The organism is Microbacterium sp. H37-C3 (genome assembly GCF_027157935.1).
In the GTDB taxonomy this organism is placed as follows: domain Bacteria; phylum Actinomycetota; class Actinomycetes; order Actinomycetales; family Microbacteriaceae; genus Microbacterium; species Microbacterium plantarum.
The window spans coordinates 385,808-400,030 of the sequence record NZ_JAPVLR010000003.1; the positions used below are offsets into that span (position 1 = coordinate 385,808).

At 67.4% G+C, this 14,223-nt stretch carries 12 protein-coding genes; 3 read left to right on the top strand and 9 right to left on the bottom strand.

Annotated elements, in window-relative coordinates; all coding sequences use genetic code 11:
• The first annotated feature begins 61 nt into the window (after positions 1-61).
• The 3 genes from O1W71_RS10870 (at position 62) to O1W71_RS10880 (ending at position 4,448) form a co-directional block, all read left to right on the top strand.
• A complete protein-coding gene (locus O1W71_RS10870; protein ID WP_269267856.1) occupies positions 62-991 on the top strand; it encodes a glycosyltransferase in 930 nt (309 codons plus the stop codon).
• Positions 988-2,970 carry a DUF7657 domain-containing protein gene (locus O1W71_RS10875; protein WP_269267857.1) on the top strand — a complete coding sequence of 661 codons (1,983 nt, stop codon included), beginning with the start codon at positions 988-990 and terminating at the stop codon, positions 2,968-2,970. The genes O1W71_RS10870 and O1W71_RS10875 overlap by 4 nt, the downstream gene beginning before the upstream one ends.
• 68 nt (positions 2,971-3,038) lie before the next feature.
• The gene (locus tag O1W71_RS10880; RefSeq protein ID WP_269267858.1) at positions 3,039-4,448 is read left to right on the top strand and encodes a DUF2142 domain-containing protein; all 1,410 of its coding nucleotides are present in this window, start codon (positions 3,039-3,041) and stop codon (positions 4,446-4,448) included.
• Between the two features lie 7 nt (positions 4,449-4,455).
• Here O1W71_RS10880 and O1W71_RS10885 read toward each other — a convergent pair whose 3' ends face one another.
• From O1W71_RS10885 to O1W71_RS10925, 9 genes are all read right to left on the bottom strand, one after another.
• Positions 4,456-6,849, bottom strand: a complete 2,394-nt coding sequence (locus O1W71_RS10885; RefSeq protein WP_269267859.1) for a hypothetical protein — start codon at positions 6,847-6,849, stop codon at positions 4,456-4,458.
• Positions 6,846-7,373 (bottom strand): hypothetical protein, encoded by a 528-nt coding sequence (locus tag O1W71_RS10890; protein WP_269267860.1) that lies wholly within the window; start codon positions 7,371-7,373, stop codon positions 6,846-6,848. Before O1W71_RS10890 ends, O1W71_RS10885 begins: the two co-directional genes overlap by 4 nt.
• Positions 7,374-7,447: 74 nt before the next feature.
• A complete protein-coding gene (locus O1W71_RS10895) occupies positions 7,448-8,380 on the bottom strand; it encodes a glycosyltransferase family 2 protein (RefSeq protein ID WP_269267861.1) in 933 nt (310 codons plus the stop codon).
• Positions 8,381-8,417: 37 nt separating this feature from the next.
• Entirely contained in the window at positions 8,418-9,503 is a 1,086-nt protein-coding gene (locus O1W71_RS10900; protein WP_269267862.1) for a glycosyltransferase, read from the bottom strand.
• Positions 9,504-9,506: 3 nt separating this feature from the next.
• Positions 9,507-10,949, bottom strand: a complete 1,443-nt coding sequence (locus O1W71_RS10905) for an LCP family protein (protein WP_269267863.1) — start codon at positions 10,947-10,949, stop codon at positions 9,507-9,509.
• Positions 10,946-11,413, bottom strand: coding sequence for a 5-(carboxyamino)imidazole ribonucleotide mutase (gene purE / locus O1W71_RS10910; protein ID WP_269268041.1), 468 nt, complete (start codon positions 11,411-11,413; stop codon positions 10,946-10,948). The genes O1W71_RS10905 and purE overlap by 4 nt, the downstream gene beginning before the upstream one ends.
• Positions 11,414-11,524: 111 nt before the next feature.
• Positions 11,525-12,652, bottom strand: a complete 1,128-nt coding sequence (locus O1W71_RS10915; RefSeq protein ID WP_269267864.1) for a 5-(carboxyamino)imidazole ribonucleotide synthase — start codon at positions 12,650-12,652, stop codon at positions 11,525-11,527.
• Positions 12,653-12,728: 76 nt separating this feature from the next.
• Positions 12,729-13,283 (bottom strand): PH domain-containing protein, encoded by a 555-nt coding sequence (locus O1W71_RS10920; RefSeq protein ID WP_269267865.1) that lies wholly within the window; start codon positions 13,281-13,283, stop codon positions 12,729-12,731.
• Positions 13,284-13,345: 62 nt separating this feature from the next.
• The gene (locus O1W71_RS10925; protein ID WP_269267866.1) at positions 13,346-14,134 is read right to left on the bottom strand and encodes a biotin--[acetyl-CoA-carboxylase] ligase; all 789 of its coding nucleotides are present in this window, start codon (positions 14,132-14,134) and stop codon (positions 13,346-13,348) included.
• Between the last annotated feature and the right edge of the window lie 89 nt (positions 14,135-14,223).

Consider the following 14,223-nt stretch of genomic DNA (forward strand, 5'->3'; position numbering starts at 1 on the left):
CTCCATGGTACCGTTGCGGTGGCATGCCCACGGGCGCCCGCTCAGATTTTAAGGAGCAGTCTTGAGGTCACCCGAAGGCCAGTCGATCGCCGCGATCGTCCCGTGCTACAACGAGGAGCTGTCGATCGGACAGGTCGTCCGCGATCTGCGGAAGACCATCCCCGCGATGGATGTCTACGTGTACGACAACATGAGCACCGACCGCACCGCGGACGTGGCTCGCGAAGCAGGAGCGATCGTCCGTCGCGAAACCTCCCGGGGCAAGGGCAACGTTGTCCGGCGGGCGTTCGCGGATGTCGACGCCGACATCTACGTCCTCATCGACGGTGACGACACCTACGCCGTCGAAGACCTACCCGGCATGATCGACACCCTGCGCGAAGGGCCACTCGATCACGTCCTGGGTGTCAGGCGAGCTGTCGAAAGCACGGCATACCGTCCCGGTCATGAGCTCGGAAATCGTGGCTTCAACCTGCTCGTGAGCCGAGTGTTCGGCTCCTCCGTGAGCGACATGCTGAGTGGTTATCGAGTTTTCTCCCGCCGCTTCGTGAAAAGTTTTCCCGCTCTCTCACGCGAGTTCGAAATCGAGACCGAGCTCACCGTTCACGCGATGAGCTTGCGCGTCCCGCAGGCGGAATATCCGGTCGGGTTCCAAGACCGAGCCGCCGGTAGTGAGAGCAAGCTACGCACCTATCACGATGGTTTCCGCATCCTCTCGCTGATCATCGGTCTCGCGCGTCACGAGCGCCCGCTCTTCTTCTACGGGTTTGTCGGGACGCTCTTGTCGATCGTTGCACTCGTCCTGGGCCTCCCGCTCATCGTCGAGTTCTTCTCGACAGGACTTGTTCCCCGATTCCCGACTGCCGTATTGGCGGTCGGGGTGATGGTCGTTGCTTTCCTGTCCTGGACTATCGGATTGATCCTCGACGGCGTCCTCAAATCCCGCCGCGAGTTCAGCCGGCTGAACTACCTCTCGCACTCCGCGCCGTGACGACGACACGGGAACGGGCGGCACATCGGTCGCGCCTCGGCCGGGTGCTGACTTATCTCCGCACCAGGCCCTCCGTCATCGGGCTTGCTGTCCCGGTCATCGCCTATCTGATTTTCAGCCTGGCGGGGATCACCACCTCGAGCATCGGGATCGACTACCTGCGAGCCGACCCGCAGAACCCGATGGGCGTGCAGATCGGCGCCTCTCAGGACATGCGCTCCGATGAATTCTGGACAGAATCCCCCATCTGGCTCGGACAGATGGCCAGGGGCGGCGCGGAGGACCCGACGCCCCTGAGCGTCTCCAATGACTTCTTTGCGCAGCTACCTGCCGGCCCGGCATCGAGCGTCGTCTTCCTCGACGGCACCATCCTCGGTCTTTCGGGAGTGGTACCCGACAACGTGCTCTTCGCCGCCAAGTGGTGGCTTCCTTCGCTGTTGCTGTTTCTGGGGTTGCCCGTGTGGTTCCGGATCGTCACCGGGTCGTCGAGGTGGGGCTTCACGGCAGCTGCACTCATGTTCGTCGCGCCCGCGACCAGTTGGTGGTCGGGAAGGCCCATCAACACCATCGGATTCGTCGCGGCCGGCTGCGCATTAGTGCTTGTCGGTTCGTCGCATATTCGCGGGCGGAGGTTCGTGCGCGCCGCTCTCGCGTTCATCGTCGCGGGAGCGCTCCTCGCACGGCTGCCGTCCTACTATCAGCCGCTCGCGATCGTGGTGGGCTTGCCTCTGGTCATCGCGACGGCGGCAGTGCTGCTCACCGAAGCAAGCACACGGAGAGCGCGCATCATCTCCATCGCCAGCACCCTCATCAGCGGCGGGATGTGGACCGGCCTGCTGTTCTGGGAGAACCGCGCGGCGATCGCGGCTGGGCTCAGCACCGTCTACCCGGGAGATCGGCAGAGCACGGGGAGCGCCGTCGATGTCGGAACGCTGTTCGGCGCCACGACGCTGGGGTGGCTCGAACCGCTGAGTCGGCAGTCGTTTGTCAGTCAGCCCGAACTGGTCACGGCGTTCAACGTTCTCGTCGTGGCGGTTCTCGCGCTCGTCATCACCCGAGTCTCATTCGGCCCCGGCAGCCATCGCGCGGCGACCATCTGCGTGCTCGTGTGCCTCGGGGCCTGGTTGTTGTGGTGCACATTCGACTGGGGATCGTTGGGCGGCCATATTCCGCTAGCGAACAGAGTGCCGCCTCATCGCGCGGCTCAAGGGCTCGGATACATCGCGATCCTGTGCTTCGGGCTCATGATGTCGCGCCGACAGGAGCGCGCATCGTGGGGGCTGCCTCTGGGGGCGGGCGTCGCATCAGCCGTCCTCGCTGGTTACGCGGGTTCTGTTCTGCAGCAAGGCCCCCTGCCCGGGATGACGGCGCTGATGATCTGGGGCAGCGCCGCCGCGACGGGAGCAGTGGTCGCCGTCCTCCTGCGTTGGCCAGAGCGATGGTGGTCACTGATGATCGCAGTCGCGGCAGCGAGCTCGATCACGGTGACTGCTCAGCCCATCCTGATCGGTCTCGGCGACCTGAGAAGCAGTCCGGCCGCGACCTCCTTCCTCGACTGGGGTGAGGAAGCGGTCCGCGACGACCAGTACTGGGCCTCGGATTCACGGCATGTCGACGCCCTCATGCTTGCGACCGGCACTCCATCGCTCAGCACACGGCAGCAGATCGGTCCGGACACCGCCGCCTGGAGAAAGCTCGATCCTGAAGGACAGTACGAGGATCTGTGGAACCGCGGCGGTCTCCACGTCACGTTCAGCTGGAACGGCTCGGATGAGATCGCCATGACCCAACCGTTCCCGGATGTCGTCGTCATCAACGCGTCTCCCTGCGCCGTCGCGACCCGGATGGAAGGGCTGCGACATATCGTCTCCTCTGCACCGCTGCAAGACAGCTGTCTTCGCAGTATCGGCGAAATCCAGTGGTCTGGCGCGACCCACCATGTCTACGAAATTGAGCTGAGGACTGATCCGACGTCATGACGAGCAATCTCCGGGGTTCATCCCCGCTTCAGCCGTCGCCGGGAGATGCGCGATCCGGGATCACTTCGATGACGAAGGGCGAATGGGGATTCCTCTCGACCTTCGTCGGTTTGGCTGTCGTCTTCTGCCTGGCGTTCACGCTTACGGTTCCCGCCGGATTCGGACTCGACGAAGAACACCACAGCTACCGTGCGTGGCAGGTATCTCGTGGCGTGCTGGAACCCGAGACGATCTCTCCTCAGACCCAGTACGGCGGCACAATACCGGTGCCGTTGATCGACTACGTCATCGCGGGGACGGACGCCGCCAACGCGGGACGCGGTACCGGCGAGCCATGGGAGCGTCACGACATCGCACTCGCGCCGTCCTACGACCGACTCGGTCACGTTGAACTCGACCCGGCGACGCCGACGCGTGTGGAAGAGTTCACCAACGCCAGCGCCTCGAGCTTCGTGCCCTACCTGCCCTCCGCTATCGGCATGCGCGCTGCCACCGCACTGGGCGCGGACGTCGGCGGGATCGTCCTCGCCGGGAAGCTCGTCAACGCCATGGTCTATGTGCTTGCTGTAGCGGCCTCGCTGCTAATCCTGGCCCGCTCTCGCTGGAAGTGGCTCGTCGGGCTGGTCGCGCTTTCGCCGCTCAGCGTCTTCCAAGCGAGCGTGATCAGTGCCGACACCTTCTCGAACGCCGCAGCCCTGCTCTTCACCGCGCTCATACTCCGCTCACGAGCACTCACCGCCCGAGCGCCCGGCCTCGCGGCAGCTGTGGTGCTCGCGGGCCTTCTCGTGGTCCTTACGAAGCCCACGTACATCCTGCTTCTGCCCCTCCTCTTCGCCGTACCATCCGCGGCGGTCAGCGCCAAGCGCCGCCTCGCGTTGACTCTGCGCGTAGCCTCATTCCTGCTGCTCGCCGGCATTGGGGCATTCGTATCGTCTCGCGCGTCCGACATAGCAGGCGCTATTCGCTTTCAGATTCCGGATGCAGATCGCGTCGATCAGCGCGCACAACTGGCGGGCATGCTGAGTGACCCGTTCGACGCGATCGCGATGGTCGGACGAACCGTGATCCAGTACGGGTCGTCCTGGATCGAAGGCACGCTCACGATGATGGGCACCAATACCGTCTTCGCCCCCGCGCCCATCACGATCATCTTGATCGCCGCCCTCACGCTCGCCATGTTCTGCGGCGAGCCCGACCGTCGCGTCGTCGGCGCCCTCTTCGCCGGCGTCGCGCTCGTGACCGTCTGCGCCATCATCGCGACCTTATACATGACGTTCACGGTGGTCGGCGCGGCGACGGCAGACGGCGTACAGGGGCGTTACTGGATCCCGCTGCTCATCCCCGCGCTCGCAGGCATCGCCACGCTGGTACCGGTCTCCGTTCGCATGAACGAGAAGACTGCACTGTCGATCTTCGGCGGTACGGCAGGTGTCGCTCTGTCGGCGGCGCTCGCCATGTGGGTGACGACCGTCTACTGAGACGATCTCATCGGACGGTCACGTTCTGGCATCCCAACAACGTGTTTGCGGAACCGAGCCCGACGTTGATTCCGTACGAACAGATCTGGTGTTTCCCCGCGGGTAGAGAGAGTCGAGTCTCGATGCCGTGATTGTTGCCGAACCCGGGGTACGCGGCGCCCACATCCGGGCGGTAGGCATTCGCCGTCACGACGGCGGCAGGGCTGCCGTTCGCATAGACGTGAACCTGAATCGGGTTGACGGTATCCGGGTCGATCGTCCATCCACGGAGGATGACCGAACGACCGTCCACCGTGGCGTCGGTGCCTCCGAAAGGCGTCACCCGAGGCATCGTGACGTCCGAGCAGCCGAGGAGAGCGTTGGTACCGGTGCCGACGTTGATCCCATACGCACAGAGGCGATGGGTGCCCTCCGACAGAGAGAACGTCGTGTCGATGCCGTGCGCAGAACCGTATCCGGGGTAGACCCGCCCCACATCGGGACGCGAAACATTGGCTTTGGTGGCGAATGCCCCGCCGTCCACGTACACGTGGACATCGATCGGAGAGGTGGTGTCAGGATCGATCGTCCACCCCCGCAACCGGACGTCAGTTCCGACGACCGTCGTGTCGATGCCGCCGAAGGGGCTGCCGGTCATGACCGTCGCCGTCTTGCAGGAGAGAAGAGAGTTGTCGCCCCACCCGACGTTGATGCCGTAGGCGCACACCTGAGCGTCGCCCGCTGGCGCGGCGATGAAATCATCGAACCCGTGCGCCTCGCCGAAATCGGGGTATGCGATCGCGACGTCCGGCCGCGCCTTCGACGCACGAAGCGCGTTCACACTGCTTCCGCGCCAGGCGTGCACAGCGATCGACTCCTTCGTGTTCGGGTCGATAGCCCAACCGCGCACCTGCAGACCGCCAGGCACCGCGACTACCGAATCCAGCGAACCGAATGGGCTACCCGACGGGATATCGACGTTGTAGCACTCGAGCAGCTTGTTCGAACCTCGTCCGACGTTGATGGCATAGACGCAGATGTTGTGGCGTCCGGCCGATACGGGCATCTTGATGTCGATGCCATGGCGATCTGACCAGCCGGGGAACACCGCGGGGATATCAGGGCGATACGCGTTCGCGATGTACGCGGACGGCTTGTCATCTACCCAGACATGCACAGCGAGACTGTCCTTCGTGTCTGTATCGAGGGTCCACCCGGTGATGTGCACTCCGCCCGGCTGGACTTCCAGCGACGAACCACCGTAAGGCGAAGCCGTGACGACGTCGATTGTCGTGCACCCGAACGTCGTATCGACACCCCGCCCCACGTTGCGAGCGATCACGCAGACTTCGTGCGACCCTCCCTCGATCTCGAACGAGGAGTCCATTCCATGATGATTGCCATAGCCGGCATGGACGGCTCCCACGTCCGGTCGGTACGAGTTCGCGGTGAATCGCGCCCAGTCGTCTTTTCCGTCGACCTTCAGCGAGATGGTGAGCTGCGTCGAGGGCTCGTCGGGATCGAGCGCCCACCCCTGGACGGTGAACAGCCCTCGCTCGACGACGAGGTTGTAACCCCCGAACGGCGCCCGGTCGAGATCGGCCTGCGTCGACCCGAACCAGTCGGTGTAGAGCCGCCAGAAGTTGCGGTTTCCGTACGAGGAGCAGGTGTCGCCCTCGCCGTACATGTTGTTGAGCGCGGCCTGATTGGGCACGTAGGGCGTGTAGATGTAGAGACCGGCCGTCGCCTGGTTCTCGATGTAGACGCGCTGGGTACCGCAGTTGTTGTACGGGTGGTACAGGATGTTGTTCCAGCGGCCGGCCTGGTAGCCGAAGTCCCGCGGGAAAGCCTTGTAGATCTTGTACTGCCGGGCCGCGTAGTACACCTGGTAGAAGAAGCCCAGCGTCGCGGAATCGCACGGAGCCGTGTCGGGGCAGCCCTGCCCGGTAGCCGCCGCGTAATCTCTGGCGGAGGGCGCGGTCGACGTCACAAGCGACTGCTCCTTCTCGAGCAGCACCAGGATGACCTTCTGGCTGATGCCGCACGAACGGGCGACGCGATCGATGATCGTCGATGCGCTCTCGTTACCACGCCCCTCGTACCCGTTGCAGTAGCGATCGGCCGGACGGGTGTCGGTGTTCTGGCGGTAGTCCTTGAGACACGTGTAACCCGACGAACAGGACCGCACCTGGCGCTCCATGAACGCCTGGATCTCAGGCGAACCCATCGCGTTCGAGTCGTAGAACGCGGCGTCGCTGATGATGTTGCCCGGGTTGAAGTCCGCGCCGGATGCGGCCGCGGCTGCCGGTGCCGGAGCGATCGACGACGACAGTGCCACCGGTGCTGCGACGAGCAGGGCGACGGCGCACACCCATGCCGCGAGAACCGCGACGGACGAGCGGATACTGCGGCGCGCGCTCACTGGCTCGACTCGACGCTCGAGTCGGCGGAACGCGCCCGCGTCGACGAGGACTCGTACTGAACATCGAACCGCGTCGCCGCGGAGTCGGACGCGACGTCGGCCGACATGAGGCCGCAGTACGTGACGCCGTTACCGGCTGTGCTGGTGATCGAAGCCACATCGACGCCGTCGACGCGGAGCGTGCAGGTTCCGTCATCCTCGCTGACGCCTGGGACCATCGCCGTCACCTCGAGGGCCGCGCCCCGCTGCTCGGCGGTGATGATGAGGACCTCACCGTTGTAGGGGGTGTCCACCTCGACCGTTTCGGTCGGCATGGGCACGTCGGGGGTCGCGGCGTCATCCGGAGTCGGGGTCGGCTCGGGCGTCGGGCTCTCGAGCGTTGCAGTCGGCGTCGGCGTCATTGCGCCACCGACGGGCGTGGCGCAGGCACTCAAAGCCAGCATCCCGACCACGAGGCCTCCGAAGAGGCGGACGCTCGTGGCGGTCGCCAATGACGTTGTTCTGCGCGCGCGGGGAGAAGTCACGCATTCATTCTGCGGCCATCGCCTGATTCAGACGGCATCCACGCCGTTTCGTCATCCGTCCGTTACGGCGGCACTCAGCGCGACATCCGGCGGCGCAGGCGACGTAGCCGCGACCAGATCGGCTGGTGCGCATCGATCTCGGTGCGGATGACAGCCCGCTGATCCCGCAGTTCGCGCCGCAACGACTCGACCTCGCTCCGCACCTCAGCGACGATGCGCCGCTCCATGGCGCCCAAGTAGAGCGGCAGCCCCGCGCCGTTGTCGGTCACCCACGCGCGGAGCTCGCGATCGCGAACGACCATGTCGTCGCGGTCGTGCAGATGTTCCAGCGCGAACATGCTGTTTCCCTCGGCACCCGACGCGCTCGGACGTTGCGTCCAGAAGGCTAGCGGCGCTCCCCCGATGAAGCCGAGCGTCCCGACGGCGAGGACGCGGAGATAGAACTCCCAGTCCTCGACGGCTTCGAGCGACTCGTCGTAGAGACCAACCTGCTCGTGCAACGCGCGACGGTAGAGCAGCGAGATCGGAACCGCCCGGTTGACCTCGAGCAGGTCGATGAATCGCAACGCCGTCAGGTCCGCCCAGAACGGAACGCGCCCCGTCTCGACCCAGCGTCCGGCGCGCTTCTCCTCGTACACGATGGCCGTCGCGACCCCGACCCCCGAGTCGTTCGGATGGTCGTCGAGGAAGGCGACTGTGCGCTCGAGGAACTCCGGCGCCCAGAGGTCGTCATCGTCGTGGATGACGACGAACTCGGTGTCGAGAGCATCGACGCCTGTATTCGCTGCGGCGCATCGACCGCCCGGGGCGCGGGAGTCGAGCACCGTCACCGTATCGGCGACGGCCGATGCCCCGACCACGGCGTCGACGGCGGACCGATCACTGCCGTCGTTGACCACGATGATCCGCCGGTCGCCGAGGGTCTGGGCGGCGACATCGGCGAGCGCCCGGGCGAGGAACTCGGGCCGATCGGCCGTGCGGATGACGACTCCTACGCGTGCGGGCATATGTCCACCATAGGAGGAAGGAACCGACGACAACGGCTCACAGCTCGGCGTGGAGGGCCCACACCCGCTCGGCGTGATCGCGCCACGAGAACGCGCGGCCACGATCGGCGGCGCGCACGGCCCACCGGTGCAGTTCGTCCGGCGACGAGAGCACCTCCCCCGCCGCATCCCGCAGTTCGTCGAACGGCGCTATGCGCGCACCGTCGAGCAGCACCTCGCGATGCACGGGCGAGTCGCAGGCCACGACGGGCACCCCGAGCACCATCGCCTCCACGGCCCGCCAGGGGAACCCCGATCCGTCCGAGAGCGCGATCAGCAGGACGGCCGCGTCGAGCACGGCAGCGCGGTCGGCAGCATCCAGCCGGCCGGGCACGATGACCCGGCCGCGGTCGATCCCGGACTCGGCGATGGCGCTCGCGACGTCGGCCGGCTCGTCGAACACGACGATGCTGGAAGTCTGCTCCCCGGCGATGGAGGCCAGCACGGCCCGCAGCTGTTCTTCGGTGCCGCCCGCGACGACGGCGACCCGGTCGGGCACGCCGAGCTCGCGCCGCCGCCCGACGGCGTCGGTCGGAACGCGGAAGTCGGCGGGCGCGGCCCCGGGGATGACGCGGATCCGGCCGCTGAGCTTGGGGGCGATCTCCGCGAGGCGATGCGCAGTGGCATGCGCCGGAACGATGACGGCGTCCGCGTGCTTCTCGGCGCGCTTGAGCAGCGCGCGGTGCGCAAGCACCGTCGCGCGGGGGAACAGTGCGGGCGTGTCCCAGACCGCGAGGTCCCACAGCGTGACAACGGTCTGCTCGTTGTCATGAGCCCGATCGTGCTTGACGAGCGGCGCGAGCAGGGTCGGCGCATGCAGCAGCCCTCCCGCGACGCCTCCCGAGATTCCCATCGGCCAGGAGGCCAGCAGGCCGGTCCGCGGGAACGGGGCTCGGACGGTCTGGGCCAGGCCGCCGACCCCAGCAGCCGCATCCGCGGCGTCCGAGGGGACGACCGCAGCGACCTCGCATCGCGCCGGCGCCGTCGCGACCAGCGCGCGCGCCACTTCTAGGGACGCCTCGGCGGAATCGGCGTCGACGACATCGACCAGCTGGTCGAGCACGACCCGCAGAACCGTGGTCATCGCTCAGCCCTCCGGCGCGGGGGTCGGGGTCTGCGGATGGAGCGCGTCCTGCACCATCTGCCGGACGAGAGCCCAATCCGGGTCGGCCTCCTCGATACCGTTCTCGGGCGTGAGCTCGATCGTGGTGACCGGCTGTTCCTTGGCCTTCATCGCGATATCGGCGAGGAACGGCAGCAGATCGGCGGGGATGTCGGTCTGGACGAGCACCTGCCCGGCATCCGCGATCTCGGTGAACCGGTCGAGCACGTTCTGCGGTGTCATCTGCGCGAGGATCGCCTGCTGCAGCTCGCGCTGGCGACGCATCCGGTCGAAGTCGCTCGTCGTGTAGCGCGACCGGGCATACCACTGGGCGGTGTCACCGTCCATGTGCTGCTGGCCCGCCTCGATCCATCCCTCGGCCCAGTCGTCGGCCGGCTGCCCCTCGTACTGGGGCCCGCCACCCTTGGGCAGGCGCTCGACGACGTTGATGTCGACACCGCCGAGCGCGTCGACGAGGTCGGCGAAGCCCTTCATGTCGATGAAGACGTAGTAGGGAATCGTGATTCCGAGGATGCCTTCGACGGCGTCCTTCGTCGCCTCCACCCCCGGCGACGATCCGTCGTCATGTGCGTCCGGATACAGGGCGTTGCCGTCGCGGCAGATCTCCACCTCGGTCTGCAGCTGGTTGATGCCGCTGCTCCACCCGCAGTTCGGGTCGACGCGTCCCTCGTGGACGTCGGGATACAGATCCTTCATCGGCCCCGGAGCGAACGGGAAGTGCCCCATGTCGCGCGGGACACCGGTGATCGTGGTCGCCCCGGTCTCCGCGTTCACGGACACGACGGAGATCGAGTCGAAGCGCATGGAGTCGCGGCCTTCACCACTGTCGGCACCGAGCAGGAGGACGTTGTAGTAGCCGTCCGACGGCGGAACGCTCGGCCCACTCGCACCGAACACGGTGCTGAGCGTCTCGCGAACGGAGTTCACGCGGTCGAACGTCCACGCGGCGGCCGACGTCGACGCGACGGCGAGCAGAATGGCCAGGAGCGGGACGCCGATGCGGGCCACCGTGCCCGCGCGCACGAGCTTCACCAAACGCAACGTGTCGACCGTCAGCACGATCCACAGCACCGCGTAGAACGCGATGACCACCTGGACGATCAGCAGGACGAACCAGTTGGTGGCGAGCGAGAGCAGCAGCGGGCGCCACAGCAGACCGGTCAGCACGGTCAGGAGCGCGATGACCCACATCGTGATCGTTGCGGCGAGACCGAAACGCCCCAGTCGGCGATTCCCGGCGAGCACCTGGGCAGAGCCGGGCAGGAGGAAGTTGAGCACGACCAGCCACCACCCGCGACGACCCATGACCTCGGGCGAGGTAGTGTCGGGATGCCGCAGCGGCCGCTCCTCGATAAGGCTTCCGCGTCGCGGCCGTGCGGAGTTGCGCGGCGGAGCGGTGACGGTCACAGGGATTCCTTGAGTCGGAGGTTCTTCTCCTCGACCTGCTGCTCGAGGCTGCGGGCGTACTCCTCCAGCCGATCGGCGAGCTCAGCGTCGCCCGCGCCGATGATGCGCGCAGCGAGGAGGCCGGCGTTCTTCGCGCCGTTGATCGACACGGTGGCCACGGGGATGCCGCCGGGCATCTGGACGATGCTCAGCAGCGAGTCGAGTCCGTCGAGGGTCGCGAGCTGCACCGGCACGCCGACGACCGGCAGCGGCGTCAGCGACGCGAGCATGCCCGGGAGGTGCGCCGCTCCCCCCGCGCCGGCGACGATGACGCGCAGCCCTCGCCCGCGTGCCTCGCGACCGTAGCGGAGCAGCTTGTCGGGGGTGCGGTGGGCCGAGACGACTTCGACCTCGTGCGCGACACCGAGGTCGGTGAGCGCCTGCGATGCGTCGCTCATGACGCGCCAATCGGAGTCCGAACCCATGACGACTCCGACGAGCGGAGCGTCCGACGAATGCAGCGGCGAGGATGTCACCGACCCAGGTTAGGCGGGCCACCTGTGGAATCCCCGGAACGGCGCGGTACCCCCGAGGGCTCAGTCGTCGAAGTTCGCCGCCACCACGCGGGCGTCGCCGACGACGGCGTCGAGGTCGTCGCCCGACAGGTTGACGTGTCCGACCTTGCGCCCGGGCCGCGGGGCCTTGCCGTAGGTGTGGACCTTCGCACCCGGGTGGGCTTCGAGAGCGGCGGGGATGCGCGCGGCGAGCGAGTCGGAGACGGGACCGCCCAGGATGTTGATCATGACCGACCACGGCGCTCGTGGAGCCGTGTCGCCGAGGGGCAGATCGAGCACTGCGCGGAGATGCTGCTCGAACTGTCCGGTCACGGCGCCGTCCTGACTCCAGTGGCCGCTGTTGTGCGGGCGCATCGCGAGCTCGTTCACGAGGAGGCGGTCATCGGCCGTCTCGAAGAGTTCCACCGCGAGCATGCCGGTGACACCCAGCCCTTCCGCGATCGCGACCCCGATGTTCTCGGCGACCTCGATCAGGCGCTGACCCGCCCGCGGAGCCGGGGCGATGACCTCCGCGCACACCCCGTCGCGCTGCACGGTCTCGACCACGGGGTACGAACGCCACGCCCCGGAGGGCCGCCGCGCCACCTGCTGCGCGAGTTCGCGCGTGAACTCGACGAGCTCCTCGACGAGCAGCTGTCCCCCCGGCTGGAGGGCGTCGAGCCAGTCAGCGGCGTCGTCTGCGGAACGGACGACACGAACGCCTTTGCCGTCGTATCCACCGCGCGGCGTCTTCACGACCGCGCGCCCGCCGTTGTCGTCGAGGAAGGCTTGCAGGCCGGTGGCATCGGAGATCGCGGCCCACTCAGGCTGCGGCATCCCGAGCTCGGCGAGCCTCGCGCGCATGCGCAGCTTGTCCTGTGCATAGAAGAGAGCGTCGGGACCGGGGTGCACGGCGACGCCGTCATCGACGAGCGCCCGGAGCACCTCCTGCGGAACGTGCTCGTGATCGAAGGTGATGACATCGACGTCGCGAGCGAAGGCCCGGACCGTTTCGAGGTCGCGGTAGTCGCCCGTCGCGGTCGCCGCGATGGCTGCAGACATGCCCGGCTCCTCGGCCAGGACGCGCACATCGAGTCCCAGCTCGACGGCCGGCGCGATCATCATGCGGGCCAGCTGCCCTCCGCCGACGATTCCTACTCGCAACGACATGGCGCCTCCTCCGGGTTCGCATCCATCATCCCGCACACAAAGACGGGGTCGCACGCGCGAGCGGGCGCGATCATGCTCAGGCGTCGGAGCCGATGATCGGCATGCTGTGCGAGTCGCGATGCGCCAGAATCTGGCTCACCTCGACCTGGTCTGCCAGCACCTCGTGGACGAGGGCGACGGCCGGGATGCTCCGCAGCCGCATGGCGGGGTCGACGCCGTTCGAGAGCGTCAGCGTTCCCGTCCCGTTCAGGCGCTGGATCGGGCCGCGCGACTCGTCGATGCCGTAACCACGGATATGGCTGAGCTCCGACCGGCGACGGACGATGAGTCCCGAGGTCTCGATGACCCGACGGGTCGTGATCGTGTACGAATGCGCGAGCCAGCGCAGGTACGGCAGCACGACGAGGAGCACGACCACCAGCCCCGCGGCCGACCACAGCATCACGTTGGTGAAGGGGTCGGGCACGTTCCCGGTGAAGTACCCCGTGACACCCGCGATGACGATGAGCAGCAGCGCCGGCAAGAGGAGCGGCCCGGCGTGCGGGCGCAACCGCGCGACACGAAGCTCGGGGGCCGCGGCACCGAGCGCGGGCGCGACGGGGCGACCGAACGAGGCTGCTGGCTGTGTCACAGCACCATCATGGCCCGCGGGTGCGACAACGCCTCGGCGGCACGCCCGGATGCCGCGAGGCCTCAGCCGACTCCGCGGACATGCACGACGTCGCCGGCTCCGACGACGCTCTCGACAGCGCCCGTCCGCACGACCAGGCGCCCGTCCTCATCGAGGCGCTCCGCCGTCCCCGTCAGCGTCTCGCCACCGGGCAGCGAGACGACGACGTCCTCGCCGATCGTGACGCACGCCGCGGCGACCCGCTCCCGGAGGGCGTCGTCGGCACCGCTCACCGCGAGGTGGGCGATGTGGTCGCGCAGGCCCGTGAGGTAGTCCGCGAGCAGTCGGTCCTCGTCGACCTCCACCCCCAGCACGGCGAAGGAGGTCGCCGTGGCGACCGGCAGGTCGACCTCGGCCATCGTGGTGTTGACCCCGGCACCCAGGATCACGTCGCCGGCCTCGCCCGGCAGGACCTCGGCGAGGATGCCGCTGATCTTCCGCCCGTCGACGAGGACGTCGTTGGGCCATTTCACACCGACCTGCCGTCCGTGCAGTTGCGCGGAGACGGCGTCGCTCATCGCGAGACCGGCGACAAGCGGGATCCAGCCGCGCGAGTGCACCGGCACAGCGCCCACGCGCAGGAGCACCGAGATCGCGAGCGCGGTGCCCGCGGGGGTGGTCCAGCTGCGATCGAGCCGGCCGCGGCCGGCGCGCTGGTCGGTCGTCAGGAGCACCGAGAGGTGCGGGTGGGCATCGGGGTCGGCCTCGACGTCGCGACGCAGGTGGGCGTTGGTCGAATCGGTGTGCTCGACGACGTGCACGCGGGGCGAGACCGCGGCCGCGCGGGGATAGCCGTTCTCGGGGATCGTCATGGCGTCACCCTACGATGCCGGATCGCGGCTCGGCGAGGGGTTGCGCCCGAGGGTTTCCACAGGCGATCGCCGTCGTCGTTGTGGGTGTG